This window comes from Streptomyces kryoterrae (assembly GCF_054072135.1).
In genome coordinates, this window is sequence record NZ_CM133358.1 from 1,742,918 (window position 1) to 1,767,939 (window position 25,022).

Here is a 25,022-nt window from a genome sequence, read left to right on the forward strand (position 1 = left end):
TCTGCTACTGGGTACTCCTCAGAGCACGTTCGAGGATCGCGGCGCCCTCCTCGGCCTCCGCGACGGTGAGGGACAGCGGCGGTGCGATGCGCAGCGCGCTGGTGTTGTGGCCGCCGCCCTTGCCAAGGAGCAGCCCCTCCTCCCGGGCCGCTTCGAGCACTGCGGCGGCGGTCTCCGGATCGGCCGTGTCGGTGCCCGGCTTCACCAGCTCGACGCCGATCATCAACCCGCGCCCACGGACCTCCCGTACGCCCGGAAGCTGCGCGGCGACGGCCCGGAGCCGTTCGATGAGGAGTCCGCCGACGCGCCGGGCGTTGCCCTGGAGGTCGTGTTCCAGGAGGTACGTGAGGTTGGCGAGGCCGGCCGCCATGGTGATCTGGGTGCCGCCGAAGGTGGAGATGGAGTTGGAGTCGAGGCAGTTCATGATCTCGGCGCGGGCCACGACCCCGCCGATGGACATGCCGTTGCCGATGCCCTTGGCGAAGGTGATGATGTCCGGCGGACCGTTCTCCGCGTGTGCCTGCCAGCCCCAGAAGTGCTCACCGGTGCGGCCCCAGCCGGTCTGTACCTCGTCGGCGATCCAGAGGACGCCGCGTTCCTGGAGCACTCGGCGGAAGGCCGCGTACAGCCCGTCGGGCGGCGAGGTGAAGCCGCCGACGCCCTGGATGGGCTCCGCGATCAGGGCCGCCGGCGGCCGGACGTGCCCGAGCAGGTCCTCCAGGTCGGCGACGCAGGCGGCGATGAACTCGTCGTCGCTCAGCTCGGCGTACGGGCCACGGGTGCGGACGCCGCCGTGGACGTACAGGGTCTGGAGCGGGGACAGGGAGGTCGGGGACCAGCCCTTGTTGCCGGTGATGCCGACCGTGCTGAAGGAGCGGCCGTGGTAGCTGTTGCGCATGGCCAGGATCTGGTTGCTGCGCCGGTAGGAGGTGGCGAGGAGGAGAGCCGTGTCGTTGGCCTCCGTCCCGGAGGTGGTGAAGAAGACGCGCGCGTCCGGGATGCCGGACAACTGGGCGACGCGCTCGGCGAGTTCGACCATCGGCCGGTTGAGGTAGAGCGTGGACGAGTGGATGATCCGCCCGGCCTGTTCGCTCACCGCCTTGGTGATCTCGGGCAGCGCGTGCGCGGTCATCGTGGTGAGGATGCCGCCGAAGAAGTCGAGGTACCGCTTCCCGGCCGCGTCCCACACGTACCGGCCCTCGCCGTGGGTGATCTCGAGCGGGTCCTCGTAGTAGAGGGCGAGCCAGTCCGGCAGAACCGCCTTGTGACGCCCGTACAGATCGCTCACGGCTGCACCAGCCCTTCGTACGCGTCCGGCCGCCGGTCCCGGTAGAAGGCCCATTGCTGCCGGACTTCCTCGATGAGATCGAAGTCGAGATCCCGCACGACGAGTTCCTCGTCCTTGTCGCTCGCGACGTCGCCGACGAACTGGCCGCGCGGGTTCACGAAGTACGAGGTCCCGTAGAAGTCGTTGTCCCCGTACTCCTCCTGCCCGACCCGGTTGATGGCGGCGACGAAGTACTCGTTGGCGACGGCCGCGGCGGGCTGCTCCAGCTGCCACAGGTGGGAGGAGAGGCCCCGGTGGGTCGCGGACGGGTTGTAGACGAGCTGCGCGCCGTTCAGACCGAGCTGACGCCAGCCCTCCGGGAAGTGCCGGTCGTAGCAGATGTAGACGCCGATCCTGCCCACGGCCGTCTCGAAGACGGGCCAGCCGAGGTTTCCGGGTTTGAAGTAGTACTTCTCCCAGAAGCCCTTGACCTGCGGAATATGGTGCTTTCGGTACTTGCCGAGGTAGGTCCCGTCGGCGTCGATCACGGCCGCGGTGTTGTAGTAGAACCCGGACTGCTCGACCTCGAACACGGGTACGACGATGACCATGCCGGTCTCGCGTGCCAGCTCCTGCATACGAACCACCGTCGGCCCGTCGGGCACGGGCTCGGCCCAGCGGTAGTGCTCGGGCTCCTGGACCTGGCAGAAGTAGGGCGCGTTGAAGACTTCCTGGAATCCGATGACCTTGGCGCCCTGCCGGGCGGCCTCACGGGCGTGCTCCACGTGTTTGGCGACCATGGACTCGGTGTCACCGGTCCAGGTGGCCTGAACCAGAGCGGCACGTACGACGTTGGCCATGACCTGTTCCTTCCGGCTGGACGTCAGAGAGCCTCTACGCCCGTAGACAGAGGTCGTAGGGGCTGAAAGTAAGCCTCCGGAGGAGCCTTGCCAAGACCATCGTCGTTAACCCGCGGAGTCGATCACGTTTCACACCCCAGTGGGCGAGTCGCGGGCAGCCGGGTCAGCCGGGTCAGGCACTGTGGCCGGCGACCCGGAGGGCGTGCACCAGATCCCAGTACCGGTCCTCGGAGGCACCCCGCGCCGCCTCCAGGAGCAGTGGTACGAGGCGCTGGGGGTCGGCGGCGACACTGCGGGCGGCCTCCTCGGGGGTGCGGACCCGGACGTACGCGTCGAGCAGCGCACGCACCTCACGGTGTCTGCCCTCCTCGGTGAGCCGGAGCACGGCCTCGCCGACCTCCTGGGCCGGACGCACGATGCCCTGCCGCAGGATCTGCTGGCCGTCGAGTCCCCGCCCCGCCGCGACGAGCGCGTCGGCGGCGGCGACCAGCCGGTCCGCCGGCAGGGAGGCGGCCTCCCAGAGCAGGGTGGCCCAGTCCGCGCCGAGCCCCGCGCGGTTCAGCTCGGCGGCGAGCAGCGGAAAACGGGCGGCGGGCCAGTGGGAGGCCTCGACGAGCAGCGCGTGCGCCTCACCGCTGCGTCCCTCGCCGCGCAGTCGTACGAGGGTGCGGACGGCGTCGATGGTGTCGTGCCGGGAGTCGTCGTCCAGCGCCTCCCGCACGGGCACCACGGGCTTGGCGGCAGCGGCGGCTCCGGCGAACCGGGCCCCACGCGGGTTGCGGCGGCTCGGGGCGGCGGGCGCGGGCATGGCCGGTACGGGGGTGGGGTCGACGACGGGCGGGGCGCCGGTGTCCGCGTCGTCCATCATCCCGGCGAACCGGGCACTGCCACGGGCACGGCGCTTGGATCGCTGCTTGGGGGCGGGGGGCGGGTCCGCGGGGCCCGGCTCGGGGACGGCGGACTCGTACCAGTCGGCGGGGAGTCGAGGCGCCGCGCTCCCGGCGGAGGGATCCGGGGTGTCGGCCGGACGGGGATGGTCATGGTCGTCCGCCTGGCCGGAGCGGCGGACGTGGTCGCGCCAGGGGCGCAGGTCGTCGTCGGGACGCGGCCTGCCGGGGCCGCGGTCGTCTCCCTGGCGGGCGGGGCCGGAACCCTCCGGGGCCTGCTGCCGGGAGCCTGGCCCGTTCTCGTGTCCGGCGGTCGGACCGTCGTCCGGGCGCTGCCGGCGGGAGCCGCGCTCGTCGTCGTACCAGGCGGCCCTGTCGTCGCCCGGGCGCTGCCCGTCGGAGTCGGTGCGTTGCCTGGGCAGGGTCAGGGGGTCGCCGTCGTGCGCGTCGGCGGGGTGCGGGGCGTTGTGGGCACGGCCGGCGAAGACATCCGCCTCGTCGTCGCGGTCGGGGAGCCGGAAGGGCGCCCGGCTCATCGTCCGGCGGGCCAACTGGTCGAGGCGATAACGGAGTTCGACGCAGCGCGCGGAGGCGCGTTCATGGTCGTCGTGGGCCCAGGCGAGGTCGAGGCGGAGACCCTCGGCCTCCTCGTGGGTGGCGGCGGAGCCGAGCGACCGCCCGAGCTCGGCGAGTCGTTCGGCGGCGTACTTCTGTTCCCGGAGCATCACGTCGAGCCGGTCCCCGAGGGTGTCGCGGGCGCCGGTGCGGGCGTCGAACGCGGCGAGGGAGGCCTGGTGCAGGGCACGCGCCTGCTCGGCCTCCGGAGCGACGGTGCCCGGTCCGTAGCCGGCGGCGAGATCCTGGAGCAGCGCCTCCACGACGTCCCAGGGCGGCACTTCGTGCCCTTCCAGGCAGGCACGCATACCGTCGGGATCGCGCTGCCAGAACACGCCGCACCAGCCCGCGCCCTGATCGAGGCGGGCCAACAGGCCGTTCAGATACCGCGCGAACTCCCGCACCTGCCCCGGGAGCTGTTCCACCGCCATGACGTCCACCCCATGCCCGACCGGAGTTCTCCGCCCCGTAGAAAACACCAACCGTGTTACGGACGGGCTACGAAGGGTTTTCGGACCGGACGCAGAGTACCGCGCGCCCAGCGGAACGTGACGTGGACCACTGACACATTGGCCAAAACCGCCCCCTGGGGCTCACGCCGCGGCCGGGGCCGATGACTCGCACCGCCCGACGAGTTCGTCCATGGACAGTCCGAGGACCCGCGCCAAGGCCGCGACCGTGAAGAAGGCCGGCGTCGGCGCACGGCCGGTCTCGATTTTACGGAGGGTCTCGGCGGAGATACCGGCGTCGGCCGCGATCTCCGCCATGCTGCGGCCACCACGCGCCACTCGCAGCAACCGGCCGAGCCGCTCGCCGCGTTGACGCTCTTCGGGGGTGAGAGGAGTGCGTACCATGCCACCATTCTAATACCGGTATAGTAATTGGCATGGTGGAACTCAAGACGGACACAGCGATCGATGCCATGTATGAAACCGGCCAGGTGGTCGGCCGAGGCCTCACGGCCGTCCGGGAAGCCGCCGACCTGGGCGTTTCCCTACGGGAGCTGGACGAGGTGGCGCACGAGGTGCTCCGCGCGGCCGGGGCCACCTCCCCCTTCCTCGGCTACCGTCCCTCCTTCGCGCCCACCCCGTTCCCGGCGGTGCTCTGCCTCTCGGTGAACGACGCGATCGTGCACGGCATCCCGGACGACTACCGGCTGCGCGACGGCGACCTCGTCTCCGCCGACTTCGGCGCCGAACTGGGCGGCTGGGCGGGCGACTCGGCGATCAGCTTCATCGTGGGCGAGCCGCGCCCGGCCGACGTACGGCTCGTCGAGACCGCCGAGCGGGCCCTCGCGGCGGGCATCGCGGCGGCGGTCGTCGGCAACCGCGTCGGCGACATCGCGCACGCGATCGGCGAGGTGTGCCGCAGCGCGGGCTACGGCATCCCGGAGGGCTTCGGCGGCCACGGCATCGGCCGCCGTATGCACGAGGACCCCCCGGTCCCCAACGAGGGCCGCCCCGGCCGCGGCATGCCGCTGCGCCACGGCCTGGTCCTGGCGATCGAGCCGATGCTGATCGGCAGCGGCAAGGACGGCTACCACGAGGCCCCGGACGGCTGGACCCTCCGTACGAACGACGGCTCCCGCGCGGCCCACGCGGAACACACGGTGGCGATCACGGAGTCGGGGCCGCGGGTCCTCACGGCACGTCAGGAGGCGCACACGAGCCGGGCGTAACCTACGGCTCCATGCGCATCAGGAACGGCACCTCCGCCGACGCGGAGAGCATCGCGGCCCTGCACACGGCCAGTTGGCGCAGCGCGTACACGGCGCTCATGCCCGCCGCGTATCTGGATGGCCCGCTGGCTGCGGAGCACCGCGCGAAGTGGCGGGCCCGCACGGCGGCACTGTCCGACGACCGGTGTCTGCTGCTGGCCGAGCAGGACGGCGAGCTGCGTGGCTTCATCCACCTGGACACGGCGGCGGACGGCCGGGTCCAGGTGGACAACCTGCACGCCCGGCCGGGACACGTCGGCACCGGTGTCGGCCGCACGCTGCTGCACCACGGCTTCGCCTGGGCGGCCCGACGGTACCCCGGCCGGGACGTCTGCCTGGAAGTACTGCGCGGCAACGCCCGCGCGATCTCGTTCTACGAGCGCGCGGGCGGCCTGCGCACCGCCGAGCGCCCCCTGCGGATGGCCGCGGGCTTCACCCTGGCGGAGATCGAGTACACCTGGCCCGCGGCGGCCGTCAGCCGCTACGCCGCGGACGGGCGGCCGGTCTCGGACACCGTGCCGCCGCCCGCCCCCGGGTGAGTCAGGACGCCGGCCGCACCACCATCGCCGACCCGCCACCCCGTCGTACGGTCTCCGCCGCCGCCAGCCACTCGCCGTTCGGCAGGCGCTGGACGCCGGTCGCCGCGCCGATCTCCGCGTTCAGCCGGAAGCCATGACCGATCGCCTCCAGCTTGGTCCGCAACTCGCTGTTCCACAGCGCCGGTTCGAGCTCGGTGGTCGTCTGGTTGCGCTGGCTCGCGCGCGGCGCGGCGATCGCGTCGACCAGCGGGAGCCCCCGGTCGAGGAAGCCCGTCAGGGTCTGCAGGACGGTCGTGATGATGGTCGCGCCACCGGGCGAACCAAGAGCCACCACCGGCTTGCCGTGGGCGTCCAGGACGATCGTCGGGGACATCGAGGAGCGCGGTCGTTTGCCCGGACCGGGCAGGTTCGGGTCGTGGACGGCCGGGCTGGCGGGTGCGAAGGAGAAGTCCGTCAGCTCGTTGTTCAGGATGAAGCCGCGGCCCGGGACCGTGATGCCGCTGCCGCCGGTCTGCTCGATCGTCAGCGTGTAGGACACGACGTTGCCCCACTTGTCGGCCACCGTCAGATGCGTGGTGTTCTCGCCCTCGTACGTCGTCGGCGCCGCGATGCCGGTGCTCGTGCAGGCCGCCGGGTGGCGCGGGTCGCCGGGCGCGACCGGGCTCGTCAGCACCGCGTCGTCCTTGATGAGGCACTCCCGCGAGTCGGCGTACGACTGCGACAGCAGCTCCTTCGTCGGTACGTCCTCGAAGGCCGGGTCGCCCACCCAGCGCCCCCGGTCCGCGAAGGCGATGCGGCTCGCCTCGATGTAGCGGTGCAGGAACTGGACGTCGCTCACCTTCGAAAGGTCCGTCTTCTCAAGGATGTTGAGCGCCTCGCCGACTGTCGTACCGCCGGACGAGGAGGGTGCCATCGAGTAGACGCCCAGGCCGCGGTACGACGTCTTCGTGGGCGCCTGCCGCTTCGCCCGGTACGCCGCCAGGTCCTTGAGCGACAGCTCGCCGGGACGCGCGTTGTAACCCGAAGCCGGGTCCACCGGCGGCTTGTTGACCGTGTCGACGATCTCCTTCGCGAGCTTCCCCCGGTAGAGGGCGCCGACGCCCTTGCGGGCCAACTCCGCGTACGTACGCGCCAGATCGGGGTTCCTGAAGGTCGACCCGACCACCGGCAGCGCACCGCCGGGCAGGAACAGTTTCGCCGTGTCCGGGAAGTTCCTGAACCGCGTCTCGTTCAACGCGGTCTGCGCGCGGAACGTGTCGTCCACCGTGAAGCCGTCGCGCGCGAGCCGCTCCGCCGGCTTCAGCAGCGTCCCGAGCCCCTTGGTGCCCCAACTGTCCAGCGCCGCCTGCCAGGTCGCGGGCGTGCCCGGCGTACCGACGCCGAGCCCGCTGGTGACGGCGTCGGCGAAGGCGATCGGCTGCCCGTTCTCCAGGAACAGGCCCGAGTCGGCCGTCAGGGGTGCCGTCTCGCGGCCGTCGATCGTCCGTACCGTACGGGACTTGGCGTCGTAGTAGACGAAGTAGCCGCCTCCGCCGATGCCGTTGGAGTAGGGCTCCGTGACCCCCAGCGCCGCGGCCGTGGCGACGGCGGCGTCCACCGCGTTGCCGCCCTTGCGCAGGATCTCGATCCCGACGGCCGAGGCGTCCGCGTCCACGCTCGCCACGGCACCGCCGTACCCGACGGCGACCGGGACCTTCCGCGGAGCCGTATCCGCCGACGTGGCCCCGGAGGGTGGCGCAGCCGCCCCCACCGAGACCACCACTGCTGAAACCGCCAGGACCGCCAGACTCCGCGCGACAGGGCGACGCATCAATACCTCCAGTCAACAACCGTCCGCGCAGCGTAACCGCATCCCCGCGGTCCCGTAAGGGCCTCTCGAACACCGTTGCGGTTGACCGCTACCATGCGCGCCCATGACTGACGATGTGCGCAATATCGTCCTCGGTGTGGTCGCGGCCGGTATCAGCGCAGCCCTCGGCTGGCTGGCCCGCACCTATCTGTGGAAGCGCAAACTCCGCCGTAAACAGGCCTTCTTCGGGCTGCCGGACAACTCCGAGTCGCTGCTCGTGGTGAACCGCGAGGCCGGTGGCCCCGAGTTGACGGTGATGCGCCACGACGTGTTCGCGCTGCTGGAACTCGCCGCCCTGATCAAGGACTGCAACGCCCACGCCCAGGTCGTCGCCCACGACGCCGCACAGCAGGGGTTCGGCGAGCGGACCGAGTTCTGCGTGGGCGGCCCTGCCTCCAACCGCCGCATGCTGGCGCATCTGCACTCCCTGCTCCCCGGCGTCCGCGTCAACGTCGACTCCGAACCCGGCCCGGACCGCGGCGCCTTCCAGATCGGTACGGAGCGCTACCGGCTGGAGGGGGGCAGGAGCGAGTACGTGATCCTGGCGCGGCTCACCGCCGGCCAGCGCGGCGAGGCCCGGCCGGTCTTCCTCTTCTGCGGCCAGCGCGCGATCACCAACCAGGCGGCGACCCGCTATCTCGCCCGCAACCACGAACGGCTGGCCCGCAAACACGGCGACAACTCCTTCGCCCTGCTCCTGAAGGTCGTCAACTCGCAGGCGTACGGACCCGATGTCGTCGAGGTCGTCACGGACATCACCCGGGCCGCGCAGACCCCGATGCCGGTCGCGGCCGTCGCTCCACCCAACTCCCACCGCGCCTCCTAGCGGCGCGCACGGGGAGGGGTCACGTCGCACACGACGGTCCGGTCACCGGAAACAAGGAGAGCGGCACCCGCGTCGCGTACCTCTGCGACGTGGGCCCGCTCGGCCTCGGCAGGCCGGCCGGCCAGGTCGACCCGTCTGCGTCGAGCACAACCCGACCGGCGCGCAGCTGACCTTCCGCCCGCCGGAGTACGTCCCCTCATAGGTGTCCGTACCCCTGCGCGAGCAGTGATCTCCGGCTGCCGCCGGGCGAGCGCATGCCCTTCTACCGCTGCCTGCCTGGCAGCAGCGTCCCTGATTCGGCCGGTGCGACGGCCTCGGCCTCGGTCCACATCCCGATGGGGATGAACGGCAAATCGTAGTCGAGGTTCGGCCCGGCCGACTTTCCGGCCCTGGCCGCTGTCGGGAGGTTGTCCGTCAGCAGGTTGACGACAGCCTCAACTCCCTTGACACCCAGCGGTGTTGGCGTCAGTGCCGCAGGATCTTGGAGAGGAAGTCCTTGGCTCGGTCGCTGCGCGGGTCGGTGAAGAACTCCTCGGGGCTGCGGTCCTCGACGATGCGGCCGTCGGCCATGAAGACGACCCGGTTGGCGGCCGAGCGGGCGAAGCCCATCTCGTGGGTGACGACGACCATCGTCATACCCTCGCGGGCCAGTTGCTGCATGACCTCCAGAACCTCGTTGATCATCTCCGGGTCGAGCGCGGACGTCGGCTCGTCGAAGAGCATGACCTTGGGGTCCATGGCCAGGGCGCGGGCGATGGCGACACGCTGCTGCTGGCCGCCGGAGAGCTGGGCCGGGTACTTCGGCGCCTGCGAGGCGAGGCCCACCCGGTCGAGGAGTTCACGGGAGCGCCTGTCTGCCTCGTCCTTCCTGCGCCCGCGCACCTTGACCTGGCCCAGCGAGACGTTCTGGAGGACGGTCTTGTGGGCGAAGAGGTTGAACGACTGGAAGACCATCCCGACCTCGGCACGGAGCCGCGCGAGAGACCTGCCCTCGTCGGGCAGCAGTTGACCGTCGAGCAGAATCGTCCCGGACCCGATCGGCTCCAGCCGGTTGATCGCCCTGCACAGAGTGGACTTGCCCGACCCGGACGGGCCGATGACAACGACCACCTCCCCCCTGCCCACGGTGAGGTTGATGTCCTGGAGGACATGCAGCTCACCGAAGTGTTTGTTGACTTCATGCAGCTCGATCAACGGATCGACAGCCATGCCCAGCCCTACTCACTTCAGCTGTGTCGTGGTTGCCGCAAACTATCCAGACAGGAGTGGAGTTAAAGCGCGACACGCACTTTTCGGGCATTAGCCGTATTTACGCCAGATGCGCGCCCTGCGCCTACGTCTCCGCGACCTCCGCGTACAGCTGCGACAGTTCGGGAACACCACTGGACGCCCACTCGTGTCCGGAAGCGACGACGTCGAACTCACGGCCCGACGACAGCCGTACGACGGGATGGCCGTTCGGCCAGAAGTCCCAGGCGGCCCCGGGGACGGTCCGCACGATGACCGTGCCGAGATAGAGGCCCGCGTCGTTGCCGAGCCAGTTCAGCGAGTCCTCGTCGTCCCGCCAGCCCGGCACCAGCTGGTCCAGCGCCTCCAACGAGGCGGCGGAGTCGTCGAGTTCGACGCCCTCCCGGTACGCCTGGGAGCGGAGCAGCTCGCACTCGGAGAGAAGCCCGGCGACCCCCTCGGGGTCGTGCTCCCCCTCGGAATACACCGCCACACCGCGGGCGAGTCCATGTCTCTTGCGCCAGCTGCCCAGGAAAGGGATGTTCATACGTCCAGCGTGTCATTCACACCGCCGACCGCACCACAGGGCGCGCGGGCCCGCCGGTTCCGGCCAACTTCCCCGTCCGCTCCCGTCCGGCGTCCCTGCCGCATTGACTGGCCCCTGGCGGCTCCTTAGCTTCACACTGCGGTGAGCGGCGGGCCCAGCGGACCGAGGGGACGGACATGCGCCGAGGTGGCCGAGGCAGACGGGGACCGGGAATCCGGGGTCTCTGGGGACCGGGCGTCGTCCTCACCCTGTGCGCGACGCTGACACCCCTGCCGTCCACGGCCCACGCCACCGAACCCCTCCCCCTCACCCGGTACTTCGACAACACCGCCGTCAGCGACGACGCCCTGCCCGGCGCCGCCGACTTCGACGGCTCGGGCGCCTCGGTGTCGTCCCAGGACCTGACGGCCGCCGGCTGGACCAAGGGCCGCGCCCTCACCGTCCAGGGCGCCCGGCTGACCTGGCCGTGCCGGGAACCGGGCCAACCGGACAACGTCCGCGCCGCCGGCCAGCCCGTCCGCGTCCGCGGGGAGGGTGACTCCCTCGCGTTCCTCGTCGCCGGCACCGGCGGCGCCGACGTGAGCGGCGCGGGCACCGTCTCGTACACGGACGGCACGCGGTCCGCGTACCGCCTGACCGCCCCCGACTGGCGCACCGGCCCGCTCGGCGCCAAGACGGTCGCGCTGCCGCATGTGAACACGCCCGCCGGTCAACTCGCCGAGAAGGCGCGGCTGTACGTCGTCACCGTGCCGATCGCGCGAGGGCACCAGGTCGACTTCGTCCAGCTGCCGTACGCGGCCGACCTGCATGTGTTCGCCCTCTCGGTACGCCCCGACACGGCCGGCTGGACGGGCAGTTGGGCGGCGCCGACCTCGACGTACGCGACCGTCGGCCCGTGGACCGACCGTTCGCTGCGGCTGGTGGTGCACACGTCCGCCGGCGGGCCACGGGTACGGGTCCGCTTCGACAACACCTTCGCGTCGGCACCGGTAGTGATCGGCAGCGCGACGGTGGCCGTCCAGGCGTCGGGCGCCACCGCCAGCGACACTCCGGTGCCGCTGACCTTCCGGGGCGCGCGCGGGGCCGAACTCCCGGCCGGGGCACAGGCGTTCAGTGATCCACTGGACTTCGCGGTGCCCGCGGACGCCAGTCTGCTGGTGAGCTTCCATCTGCCGGGCACGGTGACTGCCGCGCCGCTGCACCGGCTCACGCAGCAGCGCTCGTACGTCAGCGAGCCGGGCGACCACACGGCGGACGGCTCCCCGACGTCGTACACCTCGACGCTGACCACCTGGCCGCTGCTGACCGGGGTGGACGTCGGTGACGGGCCCGGGTCGGTCGTGGTGCTCGGCGACTCGATCACCGACGGCGAGCGATCGGCCCTGGACGCGAACCGGCGCTGGCCCGATGTGCTCGCCGACCGGCTGCTGGCCCAGAGCGCGGTCCCCCACTACGGCGTCCTCAACCAGGGCATCGCCGCGAACCGCGTCCTCACCGACCGCTACCCGGGCGACGGCCTGTCCACCGACTCCGGCGGCGTGAGCGCCCTGCACCGTCTGGACCGGGACGTCCTGGCCCAGACGTCGGCGCGTACGGCCATCGTCTTCCAGGGCGTGAACGACCTGCGGACGGGTGCGTCGGCCGAGGATGTCATCGCCGGTCTGGAGGAGCTGGCGGAACGGGTGCGTGCGCGGGGGATGCGGGTGCTGGTCGCGACGATCGGGCCGTGCGGGGGTGAAGCGCGGTGCACTTCTGTCGTCGACGGTCAGCGGGTTGTCGTCAACACGTGGATCCGCGAGCAGGCGGTGTCCGACGGTGGTTTCGACGGTGCCGTGGACTTCGACGCGGTGTTGCGGGATCCAGCACAGCCGACGCGGTTGCGTCCCACGTATGACAGTGGAGACCATCTGCATCCCGGTGATGCGGGGTTGGCTGCGCTGGCGGGGGCGGTGCCGTTGGGGGCGCTGGGTCCGTAGGGCACCGTGGGTCGGGTGGTCGTCCCTGGGGGCGCTGCCCCCAGACCCCCGTTCGCGCTGAACGCGCTCGTCCTCAAACGCCGGACGGGCTGGAGGTGCACGTCCAGCGCTGAAAAGGTCCCCCAGACCCGGAGAACAGGTGCCCTACACCTCCAGGTCCACCACCACCGGGGCGTGATCCGACGCCCCCTTGCCCTTCCGCTCCTCGCGGTCCACGTACGCGTCCTTCACCGCCTGGGCGAACGGCTCGTTGCCGTAGACCAGGTCGATGCGCATGCCCCGGTTCTTGGGGAAGCAGAGCTGGCGGTAGTCCCAGTACGTGTACGGGTGGTCGTACTTCAGGGGGCGGGGGACCACGTCCGTCAGGCCCGTCTCGCGCAGGGCTGCCAGGGCGGCGCGCTCGGGCGGGGTGACGTGGGTGAGGCCCTCGAAGGCGGCCAGGTCGTAGACGTCGTCGTCCGTCGGGGCCACGTTGTAGTCGCCCAGGACGGCGAACGGGCGGCTGCCCGCCGCGTCGGCCGCGACCGCCGCCTTCAGTGCCTCGAACCAGCCGAGCTTGTAGGCGTAGTGGGGGTGGGCGACCTCGCGGCCGTTCGGCACGTACACCGACCAGACGCGGACCGGGCCGCAGGTCGCGGAGACGGCCCGGGGCTCCTCGATGCCCTCGTAGCCGGGGTCGCCGGGCAGACCCCGCACCACGTCCTCCAGGCCCACGCGGGAGATCACCGCGACGCCGTTCCACCTGCCCGTCGCGTGGACCGCCGCCTCGTATCCCAGCTCGCGCAGCTGGTCGGACGGGAACTGTTCGGCGGCCACCTTGGCCTCCTGGAGGCACAGCACATCCGTGCCGGTGCTCTCCAGCCAGGCCAGCAGCCTCGGCAGGCGGGCGGTGATCGAGTTCACGTTCCAGGTCGCGATACGCATGCCCCACAACCTACCCGCCGGGTCTGACAACGCCCTTCAGACCTCCTCGGACCTCCTCAGACCTCCGCCGACGTCCCCGGCGTCAGCCGCGCGTGCTCGGCGCCGCCGAGGCCGCCGACCAGTCGGCCGTAGATCGGGAGGGCGAGGTCCGTGAGAAGGGCGTCGTGGATGTCGTACGCGCGCCGCGGCTTGACCTCACGGACGTAGTCGACGACCTCGGAGAGCTTGCTCCACGGGGCCATGACCGGGAGCAGCAGCGTGTCGACCGGGTGGTCGGGGACGGTGAGGGCGTCGCCGGGGTGGAAGACTGCGCCGTCGACGAGGTAGCCGACGTTCGTGATGCGCGGGATGTCCGGGTGGATCACGGCGTGCAGCTCACCGTGGACCTGCACGTCGAAGCCCGCGGCGGTGAACGTGTCGCCGTGGCCGACGGTGTGGACGCGGCCCGGGAAGGCGGCGAAGAGCTGCTCCGCGACCGCGGCGAGGGTCCAGATCTCGGCGGCCGGGTTGGCGTCCAGGGCGGCGCGCAGGCGTCCCTCGTCGAAATGGTCCCCGTGCTCGTGCGTGACCAGGATCGCGTCGGCACCGGCCGCGGCGTCCTCCTCGCTGAATCCCCCGGGGTCGAGGACGAGCGTCTGCCCGTTCTTCTCCAGGCGGACACAGGCGTGGGACTTCTTCGTGAGCTTCATGGGTCCATCCTGCCGCGCGGGCCCCGGCTGTGAGCGGCTGGGGCCGGTGCTTTCACCACCCGGCTCGGGGATCGCCCCTCGGGCGTCATCCCTCGGGGGTCGTCTCCTCGCGGATGACCTGCTGGGCCACCTTGAACGCGCTGTTCGCGGCAGGCAGCCCGCAGTAGACGGCGGCCTGGAGCAGCACTTCCCTGATCTCGACCGGGGTGAGGCCGTTGCGGAGGGCGGCGCGGGTGTGGAAGGCGAGTTCGTCGAGGTGGCCGCCCGCGACGAGGGCGGTGAGGGTGACACAGCTGCGGGAGCGCCGGTCGAGGCCGGGCCGGTTCCAGATCTCGCCCCACGCGTATCGGGTGACGAAGTCCTGGAAGTCCCCGGAGAACTCGTCCGCCTGTGCCAGCGCCCGGTCGACATGCGCGTCACCGAGCACCTCACGCCGGACCTTCAACCCGGCGTCGTACTGGTCCGGGCGGCCCTGCGCCTCGGGCTGCGGGGCGGGCGGCGCGATCTCCGCGATGGGGGCGATCAGCTGGGGTGCGGTCAGCACCGCCTTGACCGGGGCCGCCGAGATGGCCGTCTGGCCGCTGCCGTTGTCGTACGCGGGCTGCCAGGCCGTCGAGAAGTGGCGTACGAGGAGGTCGGTGACGGCCGCGGGCTGCTCGACCGGCACCAGGTGGGAGGCGCCGGGTACGACGGCGAGGCGGGCGTCCGGGATACCCGCGACCAGGGTGCGGGCCTCGGCGGGGCCGGTGACCTGGTCGTCGGAGCCGACGAGGACGAGGGTCGGCACACCGACGCGGGCCAGTTCGCCCCGTACGTCGAAGGAGGCGAGTGATTCGCAGGCCGCGATGTAGCAGCCGGGGTCGGTGGTGCGGACCATCTGTACGGCCCACTCGGTGATCGCGGGCTGCGCGGCGGCGAAGCCGCTGGTGAACCAGCGCTCGGGGGAGGTGCGGGCGATGGGGCCGAGCCCGTTCGTCCGGACGATCACCCCGCGCTGGCGGAACTCGTCGGCCGTTCCGAAGCGCGGCGAGGCGGCGATCAGCGCGAGCGAGGCCAGTCGCTCCGGGTGACGCAGCGCCAGTTCGGCGCCGATCGCGCCGCCCAGCGCGCAGCCCGCGTAGCCGAAGCGCTGCACGCCGACCGTGTCGAGGGTGACGAGCAGACGCGTGGCCAGGTCGGCGACCGACCCGGCGGGATGCGCGGGGGCACCGCCGTGCCCGGGCAGATCGAACCGGAAGACCCGCCACTGCTTCACCAGCTCCGGCACCTGCCGGTCCCACATGTGCCATGTCGTGCCCAGTGAGGGACCCAGGATCAGGACAGGTGCGTCTTCCGGCCCGTCAAATCGGTATTGAAGGGTGTTGGTCTGTGCGTCGCTCACTCGACTTACGCTCCCACACCCACGGCTGCCGCCATGACGGGGGCTGTGAGGATGTGGGCCGGATCGGGTGAAAGACCTCTCGGACGACGTTTGAACCCGGCTCGTCGGGCAGCCAGTGGATCAGCGCGTGCGGGCTCTCCGGTAACGTCGGAATATGAGTCATCCGCATCCCGAACTGAAAGCCGCCCCTCCCCTGCCTGAAGGAGGGCTGAGGGTCGTCGCCCTGGGCGGCCTTGGTGAGATCGGCCGCAACATGACCGTCTTCGAGCATGCCGGCAAGCTGCTCATCGTCGACTGCGGCGTGCTGTTCCCCGAAGAGAACCAACCCGGCGTGGACGTGATCCTGCCGGACTTCACCTCGATCCGTGACCGTTTGAACGACATCGTGGCCGTGGTGCTCACCCACGGCCACGAGGACCACATCGGCGCCGTGCCGTACCTCCTGCGAGAGCGCTCCGACATCCCTGTCGTGGGCTCGAAGCTGACGCTGGCGTTCCTGGAGGCCAAGCTCAAAGAGCACGGCATCCGGCCGCGCGCGGTGCGGGTACGTGAGGGCGACCGGCGTGGTTTCGGCCCCTTCAACTGCGAGTTCGTGGCGGTCAACCACTCCATCCCGGACAGCCTCGCGGTCGCCATCCGCACCGGGGCCGGGATGGTGCTGCACACCGGCGACTTCAAGATGGACCAGTTCCCGCTGGACGACCGCATCACCGACCTGCGCGCCTTCGCCCGCCTCGGCGAGGAGGGCGTCGATCTCTTCCTCACCGACTCCACCAACGCCGAGGTCCCTGGCTTCACGACCTCCGAGCGTGAGCTGAACCCGGCGATCGAGCAGGTGATGCGTACCGCCCCGCGCCGGGTGATCGTCTCCAGTTTCGCCAGCCATGTGCACCGCATCCAGCAGGTCCTGGACGCCGCGCACCAGAACGGCCGCAAGGTCGCCTTCGTGGGCCGGTCCATGGTCCGCAACATGGGCATCGCCCGCGACCTCGGTTATCTGAAGGTTCCCAGCGGCCTGGTCGTGAGCACCAAGGAACTGGAGAAGCTGGCGGACCACAAGATCGCCCTGGTGTGCACCGGGTCCCAGGGCGAGCCGATGGCGGCTCTGTCCCGGATGGCCAACCGCGACCATGTGATCCGCATCGGCAAGGGCGACACCGTCCTGCTCGCCAGCTCCCTGATCCCCGGCAACGAGAACGCCATCTACCGGGTGATCAACGGGCTGACCCGGTGGGGCGCGCATGTCGTCCACAAGGGCAACGCCAAGGTGCACGTCTCCGGACACGCCAGCGCCGGTGAGCTCGTGTACTGCTACAACATCGTCAAGCCCCGCAACGTCATGCCCGTGCACGGCGAATGGCGCCACCTGCGGGCCAACGCCGACCTGGCCATCCGTACGGGGGTCGATCCCGATCGGGTGGTCATCGCCGAGGACGGCGTCGTCGTCGACCTCGTGGACGGGCGGGCGTCGATCACCGGCAAGGTGCCCGCGGGCTACGTCTACGTGGACGGCATGGAGGTCGGCGGCGCCACCGAGGCGTCCCTGAAGGACCGGGTCACCCTCGCGGAGGAAGGCGTGGTCACCGTGGTGGCGATCGTCGACGCCGACACGGGCGCCCTTGCCGAGACTCCCGATTTCCTGGCCCGGGGTTTCGTCCACGACGACGCCACCTTCGAACCGGTCATCCCGGTCATCGAGAAGACTCTGGCGACCGCGGCTCAGGAAGGCGTCGGCGACGCACGCCAGCTGGAACAGCTCATCGCCCGTGCCGTGGCGAACTGGGCCTTCCGTACCCACCGCCGCAGGCCCCTCATCATCCCCGTCATCATCGACGCCTGACCGACGACCCCCTCCCCCTTGCCCTGCCCCACCAGCAGGGCAAGGGGGAGGGTGGTTTCCCGGCTGCGTCCACACCCGCTCGTGGAGCGGCGTTCCAGGCACCGGCTTCGGCTACCGACGGTGCGTCAGAAAGGTAACCGTATGAGCGCGCGTTTCGAGGAGATCGACTGGCGCCCGACAGCGATGGGCGACATCAGCCTGCGGCGTCGGCGCGACCCGGTGTCGGGCGCCGATGTGTACGAGGTGAAGCTCGGCGACGAGTTCCTGATGTCCAGCCTCTTCACAGCCGGCGAGATCGCGCTCGCGGAACTCGGGCTGGCGGAACTGCCCGGCACCGAACTGGACGTCGCCGTCGGCGGTCTCGGACTCGGTTACACCGCCCAGGCTGTGCTGGACGACCCCCGGGTGCGCTCGCTGGCCGTGATCGACACGCTCGCCGAAGTCATCGACTGGCATCAGCGGGGCCTCGTCCCGCTCGGTACCCGGCTGACTTCGGACGCCCGCTGCCGCCTGGTTCAGGGCGACTTCTTCGCGATGGCGGCCGACCCGGGCGGTCTGGACCCGAGGGAGCCGGGCCGCCGCTTCCACGCCATCCTGCTGGATGTCGACCATTCGCCGCGCCATGTTCTCCATCCGCGCCACGCGGCCCTCTACCTGCCTGCCGGGCTCCGCGCTCTCACCGAACACCTCCACCCGGGCGGGGTCTTCGCCCTGTGGTCGAACGACCCGCCGGACGAACAGTTCACCGCCGCGCTCGCGGAGGTCTTCCCTCGGTCGGCGGCCCATGTCGTCGACTTCGACAATTTCCTGCAAGGCGGCACCTCGACCAACACCGTCTACGTGGCCGGCACGGAACCGGGCCCGTCGTAGGCAGACGGTTCGGCCCGACATCCCCTTCACCGGAGGCCTGACGCCGGACGACCGGACCGCCCCGGGTCAGGGCTCCGTCGGGTTGCCCAGGCCGGTGAGGGCGCCGACCGGGTCCAGGTCGGGAGTGCCGCGGGGCCACCAGTCGTCGTCGCCCGGTTCGGACTCGTACGCGTACCAGAGGCCGTCGCGGCCCAGGCGCAGCTGTATGTGGCCGCGGGGGTGGGTGAGGTGGTTGCGCCGGGGTCTGAAGGCGGGGAGATCCGCGGCGAGGAGAAGCGGGCGGGCGCGGTCGAACCGTCCCGCCGGCGGGTCCCAGGCCTCTTCGAGGACCGCGAGTCCGTCGAGCCCGCCCTGCCGCCAGGCGGCCACCGCACGCGCCAGATCCGCCGTGGTACGGCCGGCGGCTCTGGCGAGCGAGGAGTAGAGGGCGCGCGTGCCGGCCGTGAGGCCGGAGCCGGGACGGGCGGCGGCGAGACGCACGGCGTCCTGCCACAGGGTCAGCTCACCTACCGGGTCGTGGCCGCTGGAGAGGAGCGTGTGGGCGCGGGCTGCGGCGTCCGTAGCCAGCTGGTCCAGCGCGAAGGGGTCCGGGCCGCCCGGGGACGCCGGGTAGGCCGGAGGCGGCTCGGGGTGCGGGCGGGGACGCAGCGGGGCCGGGAGCGGCGGGCGGGTGCGCGGGGCGAGCGCGTCGGAGGCCCGGACCCCGGGGAAGGATCCCGGCTGCTGCTCCTGAGCGGCACGGGCGGCGCGGGCTGCGTTGCGCCGGGACAACTCGTCGAGTACCTCCCGCTCGCCCCGGCCCCGCAGGAGGAGCAGGACGAAGGGATCGGCGTCGAGGAGGCGGGCGGTCTGGTAGCAGAGGGCGGCGGCGTGCTTGCAGGGGTGTCCGGAGTCGGGGCAGCTGCACAGGGGGTCGAGGTCGCCGGGGCCGGGCAGCAGGGGCGCCCCGCAGTCGGCGAGGGACTGGGGCATCTCCTTGTCGAGCAGCGCGGCGATGTGCCCGGGCCGCTCCACGGCGGCGTCCAGGAACCGCTCCCACTCCTGGTCGCCGAGGGTGCGCAGCCGCACCTGGACACGGTACGGGCGCGGCCGGGAGCCCTGCACATAGGCGAGCACGAGCCCCGGTGTCACGGTGATGGCGTCGACGTGCCCCTTTGCCGCGTACCCGCGCCCCCGCACCAGCCGGGCGGCATCCAGCGCTCCCTCCTCCAGAGCGGCCACCCAGGCGTTCCCCCACCAGCTCTCCGCGAAGCCGACCTGCTGGGACGACGCCTCCCGGTTCGCCGGAGCCGGCAGGGCGGGGAAGGTACGGCGCAGCTCACCGTCACGGCCGGGGGCGGCCATGGACGAGGACGGGGAGACAAGGCGTGAGGTGTTGCGGGGAGCCTCGACGGAGGGCGCCGCCTGCCGGAACCCGGCGCTGTCCCGGGTGCCGAGGGTGTCCCGGGTGATCGAGGTGTCCAGGGGGCCCCGGGCGTCCCAGGCATTCGGGGTGTTCCGGGTGTCCCGCGAACCGCCCCGTGACGCCTCCGGAGCCTCGACACCCACGGTGCCGCCCCGCGCGGCCGGCGCGGCAACGGCACGCAGGACGTCCCCGACGGTCACCGGCGGCGACGGATCGGTGCCCGGCCCGTCGTCCCCGGTCTCCGGGTCCCTCACCGGAGCCGCCGGGTGATCGTCGGTGGGCGACTCGAAGGAACCGGCGAGCAGTTCCCGTACGTCACGCCTCCCGTCCCCGGGGCTTCGATCGCGTGGGTCGCGCCCAGGCACGGGCCGGACGGGCCGCCGGGTGGTCTCGGCTGCCGGCGTCTCCGCGGCCGGACGGCCCCGCCGTGCCTCCCCACGCGCGGCGCGCAGGGCCTCTCGGGCGGCATCCCCGGGACGCCCGCCCGTGCGGTCCTCGGTGTCGGCGCGTGCCGTCGGAACCTCGCGAGCCTCCGGGCCGGTCACGTCCGCCGTCTCTGCCTGAGCGGCCCGGCCCCCGGCCTGCGTTGCCGCGCCGCGCAGAGCGGCCCGAACCACGTCTCCCGGCCGGGTTTCACGCGCTCCGGCCTCGACCGCGTCATGGGTCCCGGTCGTTTCCTGAGCCGCGCGCTCCCGCGCCGCCCGCAACGCCCTGCGCGCGGCGTCGGCGGGCCGGTCCCGCTCGGCCTCGCCCGACAGGGGGTGTCCGTCCGACGACGGCTGCTCCCCCACCGTGCCGTGTCCTTCCACTTGCTCCCGGTGCTTCTCCGACGGCATCACACCGCCCCCCGCAGGGAGACCAGGTCGGACAGCGCCCGGTCCGTCAGTTCCGTGAAGGACGACTCGCCCGAGGTCAGGATCGCGTCGGCCAGGGCCCGCTTGGACTCCAGCATCTCGGCGATGCGGTCCTCGACCGTGCCCTCGGTGATCAGGCGGTGCACCTGGACGGGCTGGGTCTGGCCGATGCGGTAGGCGCGGTCCGTGGCCTGTTCCTCGACCGCGGGGTTCCACCAGCGGTCGAAGTGGATGACATGGCCCGCGCGCGTGAGGTTCAGGCCGGTGCCGGCGGCCTTCAGGGAGAGGATCAGGATCGGGGTCGCGCCGCTCTGGAAGCGGTCCACCATGCGTTCTCTTTCGGCGACCGGGGTGCCGCCGTGGAGCAGTTCGACCGGGACCGCGCGGGCCTCGAGGTGGGACGTGATCAGCCGGGCCATCCCCACGTACTGAGTGAAGACCAGTGCCGAGCCGTCCTCGGCGAGCAGGGTGTCCAACAGCTCGTCCAGCAGGGCGAGTTTGCCGGAACGGGCGGCCAGCCGATCGCCCGCGGCGGGGCCCGCGGCCTCCTCCTTCAGGTACAGGGCGGGGTGGTCGCAGATCTGTTTGAGGGAGGTCAGCAGCTTCAGCACCAGGCCCCGGCGGGCGATGCCGTCCGCCGTCTCGATGGCGAGCAGGGACTCGCGTACGACCGCCTCGTACAGGGCGGCCTGTTCTCGGGTCAGGGGGACCGGGTGGTCCGTCTCCGTCTTGGGCGGCAGTTCCGGGACGATGCCCGGGTCGGACTTCTTGCGGCGCAGGAGGAACGGGCGGACCAGGCGGGCGAGCCGGGCCACCGCCTCCTGGTCCTCACCGGTCTCCACCGCGCGCGCGTGCCGGGCGCGGAAGGACTTCAGGGGGCCCAGGAGACCGGGCGTCGTCCAGTCGAGCAGGGCCCAGAGTTCGGAGAGGTTGTTCTCCACCGGGGTGCCGGTGAGCGCCACGCGCGCGGGGGTCGGGATCGTGCGCAGTGCCTTCGCCGTCGCCGAGTACGGGTTCTTGACGTGTTGTGCCTCGTCCGCGACGACCATCCCCCACGGCTGCTCGGCCAGCCGGGGCGCAGTCGACCGCATGGTGCCGTACGTCGTGAGGACGAAGCCGCCCGTCATGTCCTCCAGGGTGCGGTCGGGGCCGTGGTAGCGGCGGACGGGGACGCCGGGCGCGAACTTGTTGATCTCGCGCTGCCAGTTGCCCAGCAGGGAGGCCGGGCAGACCACCAGCGTCGGCTCGCCGCGGGCCCGGCGCAGATGCAGGGCGATGACGGTGATCGTCTTGCCGAGTCCCATGTCGTCGGCGAGGCAGCCGCCGAGGCCGAGGGAGGTCATGAGGTCCAGCCAGGCCAGGCCCCGGAGCTGGTAGTCGCGCAGGCGGGCCTGCAGACCCGGGGGCGGTTCGACGGGGGTGATGCCCGCCGTCAGCCGGTCGCGCAGGGCCGCCAGCGCACCGACCGGGACCGCCTCGACGCTCTCGCCGTCGACCTCCACGCGGCCGGTGAGTGCCGCGGAGAGCGCGTCGACCGGGTCGAGGAGGCCCAGTTCACGCTTGCGTGCCTTGCGGACGAGCGCCGGGTCGACGAGCACCCACTGGTCCTTGAGGCGTACGACGGGCCGGTGGGCCTCCGCCAGCACGTCCATCTCGGCCTCGGTGAGCGGATCTCCGCCGAGCGCCAACTGCCAGCGGAACTGGAGGAGTTCCTCGCTCTCGAAGAAGCCGGTGCCGTCCTTCGCCGAGCCGGGTGCCGGACGTACGACCGCCTGTGCGGTCAGGTCCTGGGCGAGGTCCCGGGGCCAGTGCACGGCGACGCCGGCGGCGGCGAGCCGGGTCGCGACCACCCCGAGCAGGTCGTACAGCTCCTCTTCGGAGAGTGCCAGGGCGTCGGGCGCGTCCTGCTCGGTGAGGCGGTCGAGCGGGGGCCAGACACGGGCCGCGCGGCGCACCGCCAGGGCGGCGTCCACGCGGGCGCGTGCTCCGAAGGCCGCGTCCGCGGTGCCCGCCCACAGGGTCGCCGCGTCGGTCACCAGGGTGGGATCGGCCAGGCTGTGCACCTGGACGATCGCCGCGCCCGCGGTGCGCACCCGGTCGGGGTCGTCGAACAGGTCGTACGCCGACAGGTCGAGGCGGAGCGAGATCCGCACGCCCGCGTCCATGCCCGCGGCGACCTCCGCCGCCCAGTCGTGGGCGTCCGGCAGCCGCTGGGCCGGGCGCGCGGCGAAGGGCATCCCCGCCGCGTAGGGAGCCGCCGGGGTGCGCGGCAGGGTGTCCGCGACGGCGTCCAGGAAGGCGCGCAGCAGTGCCTCCGGCTCGGGCAGCAGCAGGGGGCCGGAGCCGGGCAGGGGCACCGCGTGGCCCTCGTACGGCAGGGCGGCGGCGATGGCCCTGAGGTGGGCGATGTCGTCGGGGTCCAGTGGGCCCGCGCGCCAGGCGTCGTGGCCGGTGGGGGTGAGCCCGGGCAGCAGCCTGCCGCGGGCCGTGAGCCGCAGGGCGTGCAGCGCGGCGGCGCCCCAGCAGGCCGTGGCGGGGTGGGCGGCGGGGTCGCGGCGGGCCCGCACGAGCAGCGGCAGCGCCGCGTCGACGGGCAGCGTCAGCGCGGGGGTGGTGCGGCGGCGGACACCGGCGCCGTGTCGCCGTACGACCGTCAGTTCCGTATGACCGTCGCCCCGATCCGGCAGGCCCGTGTCCCCCTCCGGGTCCCAGAAGGCGATGCGGCCCTCGCGCGGGAGGGGGGCCGGGAGGAAGACGGCCGCGAGGCGCACGGACACGTCCGCCACCGCTGTCGCCGACGTCTCGTCGCTCATGCGTACGTCACCTCCCGCCCTCGTGTCGTGTCCGTCGAGTCGGACGTCTTCGACTGTACGGGCGGGGTCTGACAATCGGTCCCGGAAACGGGCCGAAGCGCGTCACGCGGCCGGTCAGGGGGTCGTGCGCGAGACGACGTAGACCATGTAGTGGTTGGGGTGGGACCACTTGACGACGATGTGCTGCGTGGGTGCCGGGTTCTTCTGCGAGTGGGCAAGGCCCCACCACGGGCCCGGCTCCTTGAACTCCCAGCCGACGATCTTCCGGTCCCGGGCGCTGATGGTGAAGGCGTCCTTCTTCAGGCTGGTGCGGGGGACGCCCATGGCCTTGAAGAAGTGGTCGAGCCCCGCGTTCGTGGTCATGAACTGGACGTACAGGCGGCTGGTGCGCCAGTTGTTCGTCTCGTAGTACGCGACCTTCGTCGACAGGATCCCCTCGCCGTCGGCCTGGCGCGGGACGGGCACCTCGTAGATGTGGCGCTGGACCTTGGAGGGCCAGGCCGCGGTGAGGCCGCGCGCCGCCCACTTCCGTTCCTTGTCCTTGCCGCTGTCGCGGCTCTGGTTGGCGGAGATCACCAGATAGCCGGCCGGGACACCGATGAGCAGCACGATGATCAGCAGGGTCAGGGCGCGGCGGCGGATCCGGTGTCCGCGGTCCTCGGGCGGGCCGGGCGGCTCGTCCGGGGGCATGGCCTGGCGGGGCAGGGAGGCGGTCACAGCGGCCCCTGGGTGGTACGGCGGGTCTCGACGAACTTCTCGTAGCGCTCGTACCGCTCGACACGGCGCCGGTTGGCGCGCCGGAAGCGGCGGGCGACCAGCCGGGCGAGGTCGGCGGCGCCCACCATGCCGGCCTCGGGGCCGAGCTGGGCGCGCGCGATACGGGCCTCCGGGCGGTAGCCGCGGCCGGTGAGGTGGCGGCGGAAGGCCTCCCGGGCGGGGCCGATCAGCAGGTCGTCGGCCGCGGAGACACCACCGCCGATGACGAAGCAGGAGGGGTCCAGGGCGGCGGCCAGGTTGGCGATGCCGACGCCGAGCCACTGGCCGATGTCCTGGAGCAGTTCGATGCACATGGCGTCGCCCTCGCGGGCCAGCTCGGTGATCATCGGACCGGTGATGTCGGCGATGTTGCCCTTGACGTGCTCGATGATCCCGTACGCCACCGGGGAGTCGGCGGCCGCGAGTTCGCGCGCCTCTCTGACCAGCGCGTTGCCGGAGCTGTACTGCTCCCAGCAGCCGCGGTTGCCGCACGGGCAGCGGTGGCCGCCGGGCACGACCTGCATATGGCCGAACTCGCCGGCCACGCCGAACCTGCCGCGCTTGACCTGGCCGTCCTCCAGGATCGCGCCACCGATGCCGGTGCCGAGCGTGATCATGACGAGGTCGTCCTCGCCGCGCCCCGCGCCGAAGCGCCACTCGGCCCAGGCGGCGGCGTTGGCGTCGTTGTCGACCAGGACGGGGACGGCGAGGCGGCTGGAGATGCGGTCCCTCAGTGGCTCGTTGCGCCACGACAGGTGGGGCGCGAACAGGATCCGGTTGCGGTCCGCGTCGACCCAGCCGGCCGCGCCGATGCCGACCGCGTGCACGTCGTGCCGGTCGGACAGGTCCAGGACCAGCTCGACGATGGTGTCCTCGACGACCTTGGGGCTCTTGGACTTGTCGGGCGTCTCGGTGCGGAGCTTCTCCAGGATGTTGCCGTCGGCGTCGACCACTCCCGCCATCACCTTGGTGCCGCCGATGTCGATGCCGACGGTGGGGACACGGGGGGCCGTGAGGTGGGAACGGCGCTCACGCGTGCCGACGGTGCGCAGGGCGGGGGCTCTGCGGGAGCCGATGGGGGCGCTGCCCTCTCGGGCGGAGCCGGCCAGTGCCCTGGGGAGTGCGAGGTCGCGGTAGCTGCTCATCGGGAGTGATTCTGCCTCACCGGCAATGCGGGTGC

The 25,022-nt window shown here is 71.9% G+C and carries 20 protein-coding genes; 6 read left to right on the forward strand and 14 right to left on the reverse strand.

Going from position 1 to position 25,022, the window contains the following annotated elements:
- Positions 1–4: 4 nt before the first annotated feature.
- From ACW4TU_RS07215 to ACW4TU_RS07230, 4 genes are all read right to left on the reverse strand, one after another.
- Positions 5–1,288 carry an aspartate aminotransferase family protein gene (locus tag ACW4TU_RS07215; protein WP_457425766.1) on the reverse strand — a complete coding sequence of 428 codons (1,284 nt, stop codon included), beginning with the start codon at positions 1,286–1,288 and terminating at the stop codon, positions 5–7.
- Entirely contained in the window at positions 1,285–2,127 is an 843-nt protein-coding gene (locus ACW4TU_RS07220; protein ID WP_457425768.1) for a nitrilase-related carbon-nitrogen hydrolase, read from the reverse strand. Before ACW4TU_RS07220 ends, ACW4TU_RS07215 begins: the two co-directional genes overlap by 4 nt.
- A 172-nt stretch (positions 2,128–2,299) precedes the next feature.
- Positions 2,300–4,060: a hypothetical protein gene (locus ACW4TU_RS07225; protein ID WP_457425770.1), complete on the reverse strand. Its 1,761-nt coding sequence runs from the start codon at positions 4,058–4,060 to the stop codon at positions 2,300–2,302.
- Between the two features lie 162 nt (positions 4,061–4,222).
- Positions 4,223–4,483 carry a helix-turn-helix domain-containing protein gene (locus tag ACW4TU_RS07230; RefSeq protein ID WP_457425772.1) on the reverse strand — a complete coding sequence of 87 codons (261 nt, stop codon included), beginning with the start codon at positions 4,481–4,483 and terminating at the stop codon, positions 4,223–4,225.
- A 32-nt stretch (positions 4,484–4,515) separates the two neighbouring features.
- Here ACW4TU_RS07230 and map point away from each other — a divergent pair, with 32 nt between their 5' ends.
- Both map and ACW4TU_RS07240 read left to right on the forward strand, forming a co-directional pair.
- On the forward strand, positions 4,516–5,307 hold the full coding sequence (gene map, locus ACW4TU_RS07235) for a type I methionyl aminopeptidase (RefSeq protein ID WP_457425774.1): 792 nt from the start codon (positions 4,516–4,518) through the stop codon (positions 5,305–5,307).
- Positions 5,308–5,318: 11 nt separating this feature from the next.
- Positions 5,319–5,885: a GNAT family N-acetyltransferase gene (locus tag ACW4TU_RS07240; RefSeq protein WP_457425776.1), complete on the forward strand. Its 567-nt coding sequence runs from the start codon at positions 5,319–5,321 to the stop codon at positions 5,883–5,885.
- A 1-nt stretch (position 5,886) separates the two neighbouring features.
- Here ACW4TU_RS07240 and ggt read toward each other — a convergent pair whose 3' ends face one another.
- Positions 5,887–7,695, reverse strand: a complete 1,809-nt coding sequence (gene ggt, locus ACW4TU_RS07245) for a gamma-glutamyltransferase (protein WP_457425778.1) — start codon at positions 7,693–7,695, stop codon at positions 5,887–5,889.
- A gap of 103 nt (positions 7,696–7,798) precedes the next feature.
- Between ggt and ACW4TU_RS07250 the strand changes: the two genes are divergently transcribed.
- Positions 7,799–8,560 (forward strand): hypothetical protein, encoded by a 762-nt coding sequence (locus ACW4TU_RS07250; protein WP_457425780.1) that lies wholly within the window; start codon positions 7,799–7,801, stop codon positions 8,558–8,560.
- Between the two features lie 465 nt (positions 8,561–9,025).
- On the opposite strand, the gene ACW4TU_RS07255 is transcribed toward ACW4TU_RS07250, so the two are convergent.
- Positions 9,026–9,769 carry an amino acid ABC transporter ATP-binding protein gene (locus tag ACW4TU_RS07255; protein ID WP_457425782.1) on the reverse strand — a complete coding sequence of 248 codons (744 nt, stop codon included), beginning with the start codon at positions 9,767–9,769 and terminating at the stop codon, positions 9,026–9,028.
- 124 nt (positions 9,770–9,893) lie between these two features.
- Complete coding sequence (locus ACW4TU_RS07260; protein ID WP_457425784.1) at positions 9,894–10,334, reverse strand: DUF6278 family protein; 441 nt, start codon at positions 10,332–10,334, stop codon at positions 9,894–9,896.
- 176 nt (positions 10,335–10,510) lie between these two features.
- On the opposite strand from ACW4TU_RS07260, the gene ACW4TU_RS07265 reads away from it, so the two are divergent.
- Positions 10,511–12,310 carry an SGNH/GDSL hydrolase family protein gene (locus tag ACW4TU_RS07265; RefSeq protein WP_457425786.1) on the forward strand — a complete coding sequence of 600 codons (1,800 nt, stop codon included), beginning with the start codon at positions 10,511–10,513 and terminating at the stop codon, positions 12,308–12,310.
- A 144-nt stretch (positions 12,311–12,454) separates the two neighbouring features.
- Here ACW4TU_RS07265 and ACW4TU_RS07270 read toward each other — a convergent pair whose 3' ends face one another.
- The 3 genes from ACW4TU_RS07270 to pcaDC all read right to left on the reverse strand — a co-directional run bounded on the left by ACW4TU_RS07270 (position 12,455) and on the right by pcaDC (position 15,304).
- Positions 12,455–13,234: an exodeoxyribonuclease III gene (locus tag ACW4TU_RS07270; RefSeq protein WP_457425788.1), complete on the reverse strand. Its 780-nt coding sequence runs from the start codon at positions 13,232–13,234 to the stop codon at positions 12,455–12,457.
- A gap of 56 nt (positions 13,235–13,290) precedes the next feature.
- Positions 13,291–13,923: an MBL fold metallo-hydrolase gene (locus tag ACW4TU_RS07275; protein WP_457425790.1), complete on the reverse strand. Its 633-nt coding sequence runs from the start codon at positions 13,921–13,923 to the stop codon at positions 13,291–13,293.
- A gap of 85 nt (positions 13,924–14,008) precedes the next feature.
- Positions 14,009–15,304: a bifunctional 3-oxoadipate enol-lactonase/4-carboxymuconolactone decarboxylase PcaDC gene (gene pcaDC, locus ACW4TU_RS07280; protein WP_457425792.1), complete on the reverse strand. Its 1,296-nt coding sequence runs from the start codon at positions 15,302–15,304 to the stop codon at positions 14,009–14,011.
- 154 nt (positions 15,305–15,458) lie between these two features.
- Here pcaDC and ACW4TU_RS07285 point away from each other — a divergent pair, with 154 nt between their 5' ends.
- A complete protein-coding gene (locus ACW4TU_RS07285; protein ID WP_457425794.1) occupies positions 15,459–17,144 on the forward strand; it encodes a ribonuclease J in 1,686 nt (561 codons plus the stop codon).
- Between the two features lie 141 nt (positions 17,145–17,285).
- Complete coding sequence (locus tag ACW4TU_RS07290) at positions 17,286–18,014, forward strand: polyamine aminopropyltransferase (RefSeq protein WP_457425796.1); 729 nt, start codon at positions 17,286–17,288, stop codon at positions 18,012–18,014.
- A gap of 66 nt (positions 18,015–18,080) precedes the next feature.
- Here the strand turns inward: ACW4TU_RS07290 and ACW4TU_RS07295 are convergent, their stop codons facing one another.
- The 4 genes from ACW4TU_RS07295 to ACW4TU_RS07310 all read right to left on the reverse strand — a co-directional run bounded on the left by ACW4TU_RS07295 (position 18,081) and on the right by ACW4TU_RS07310 (position 24,987).
- Positions 18,081–20,210, reverse strand: a complete 2,130-nt coding sequence (locus ACW4TU_RS07295; protein ID WP_457425798.1) for an SWIM zinc finger family protein — start codon at positions 20,208–20,210, stop codon at positions 18,081–18,083.
- 44 nt (positions 20,211–20,254) lie between these two features.
- Positions 20,255–23,086 (reverse strand): DEAD/DEAH box helicase, encoded by a 2,832-nt coding sequence (locus ACW4TU_RS07300; RefSeq protein WP_457425800.1) that lies wholly within the window; start codon positions 23,084–23,086, stop codon positions 20,255–20,257.
- Between the two features lie 114 nt (positions 23,087–23,200).
- Positions 23,201–23,803: a sugar kinase gene (locus tag ACW4TU_RS07305; protein WP_457425802.1), complete on the reverse strand. Its 603-nt coding sequence runs from the start codon at positions 23,801–23,803 to the stop codon at positions 23,201–23,203.
- Complete coding sequence (locus ACW4TU_RS07310) at positions 23,800–24,987, reverse strand: ROK family glucokinase (RefSeq protein ID WP_457425804.1); 1,188 nt, start codon at positions 24,985–24,987, stop codon at positions 23,800–23,802. The genes ACW4TU_RS07305 and ACW4TU_RS07310 overlap by 4 nt, the downstream gene beginning before the upstream one ends.
- Between the last annotated feature and the right edge of the window lie 35 nt (positions 24,988–25,022).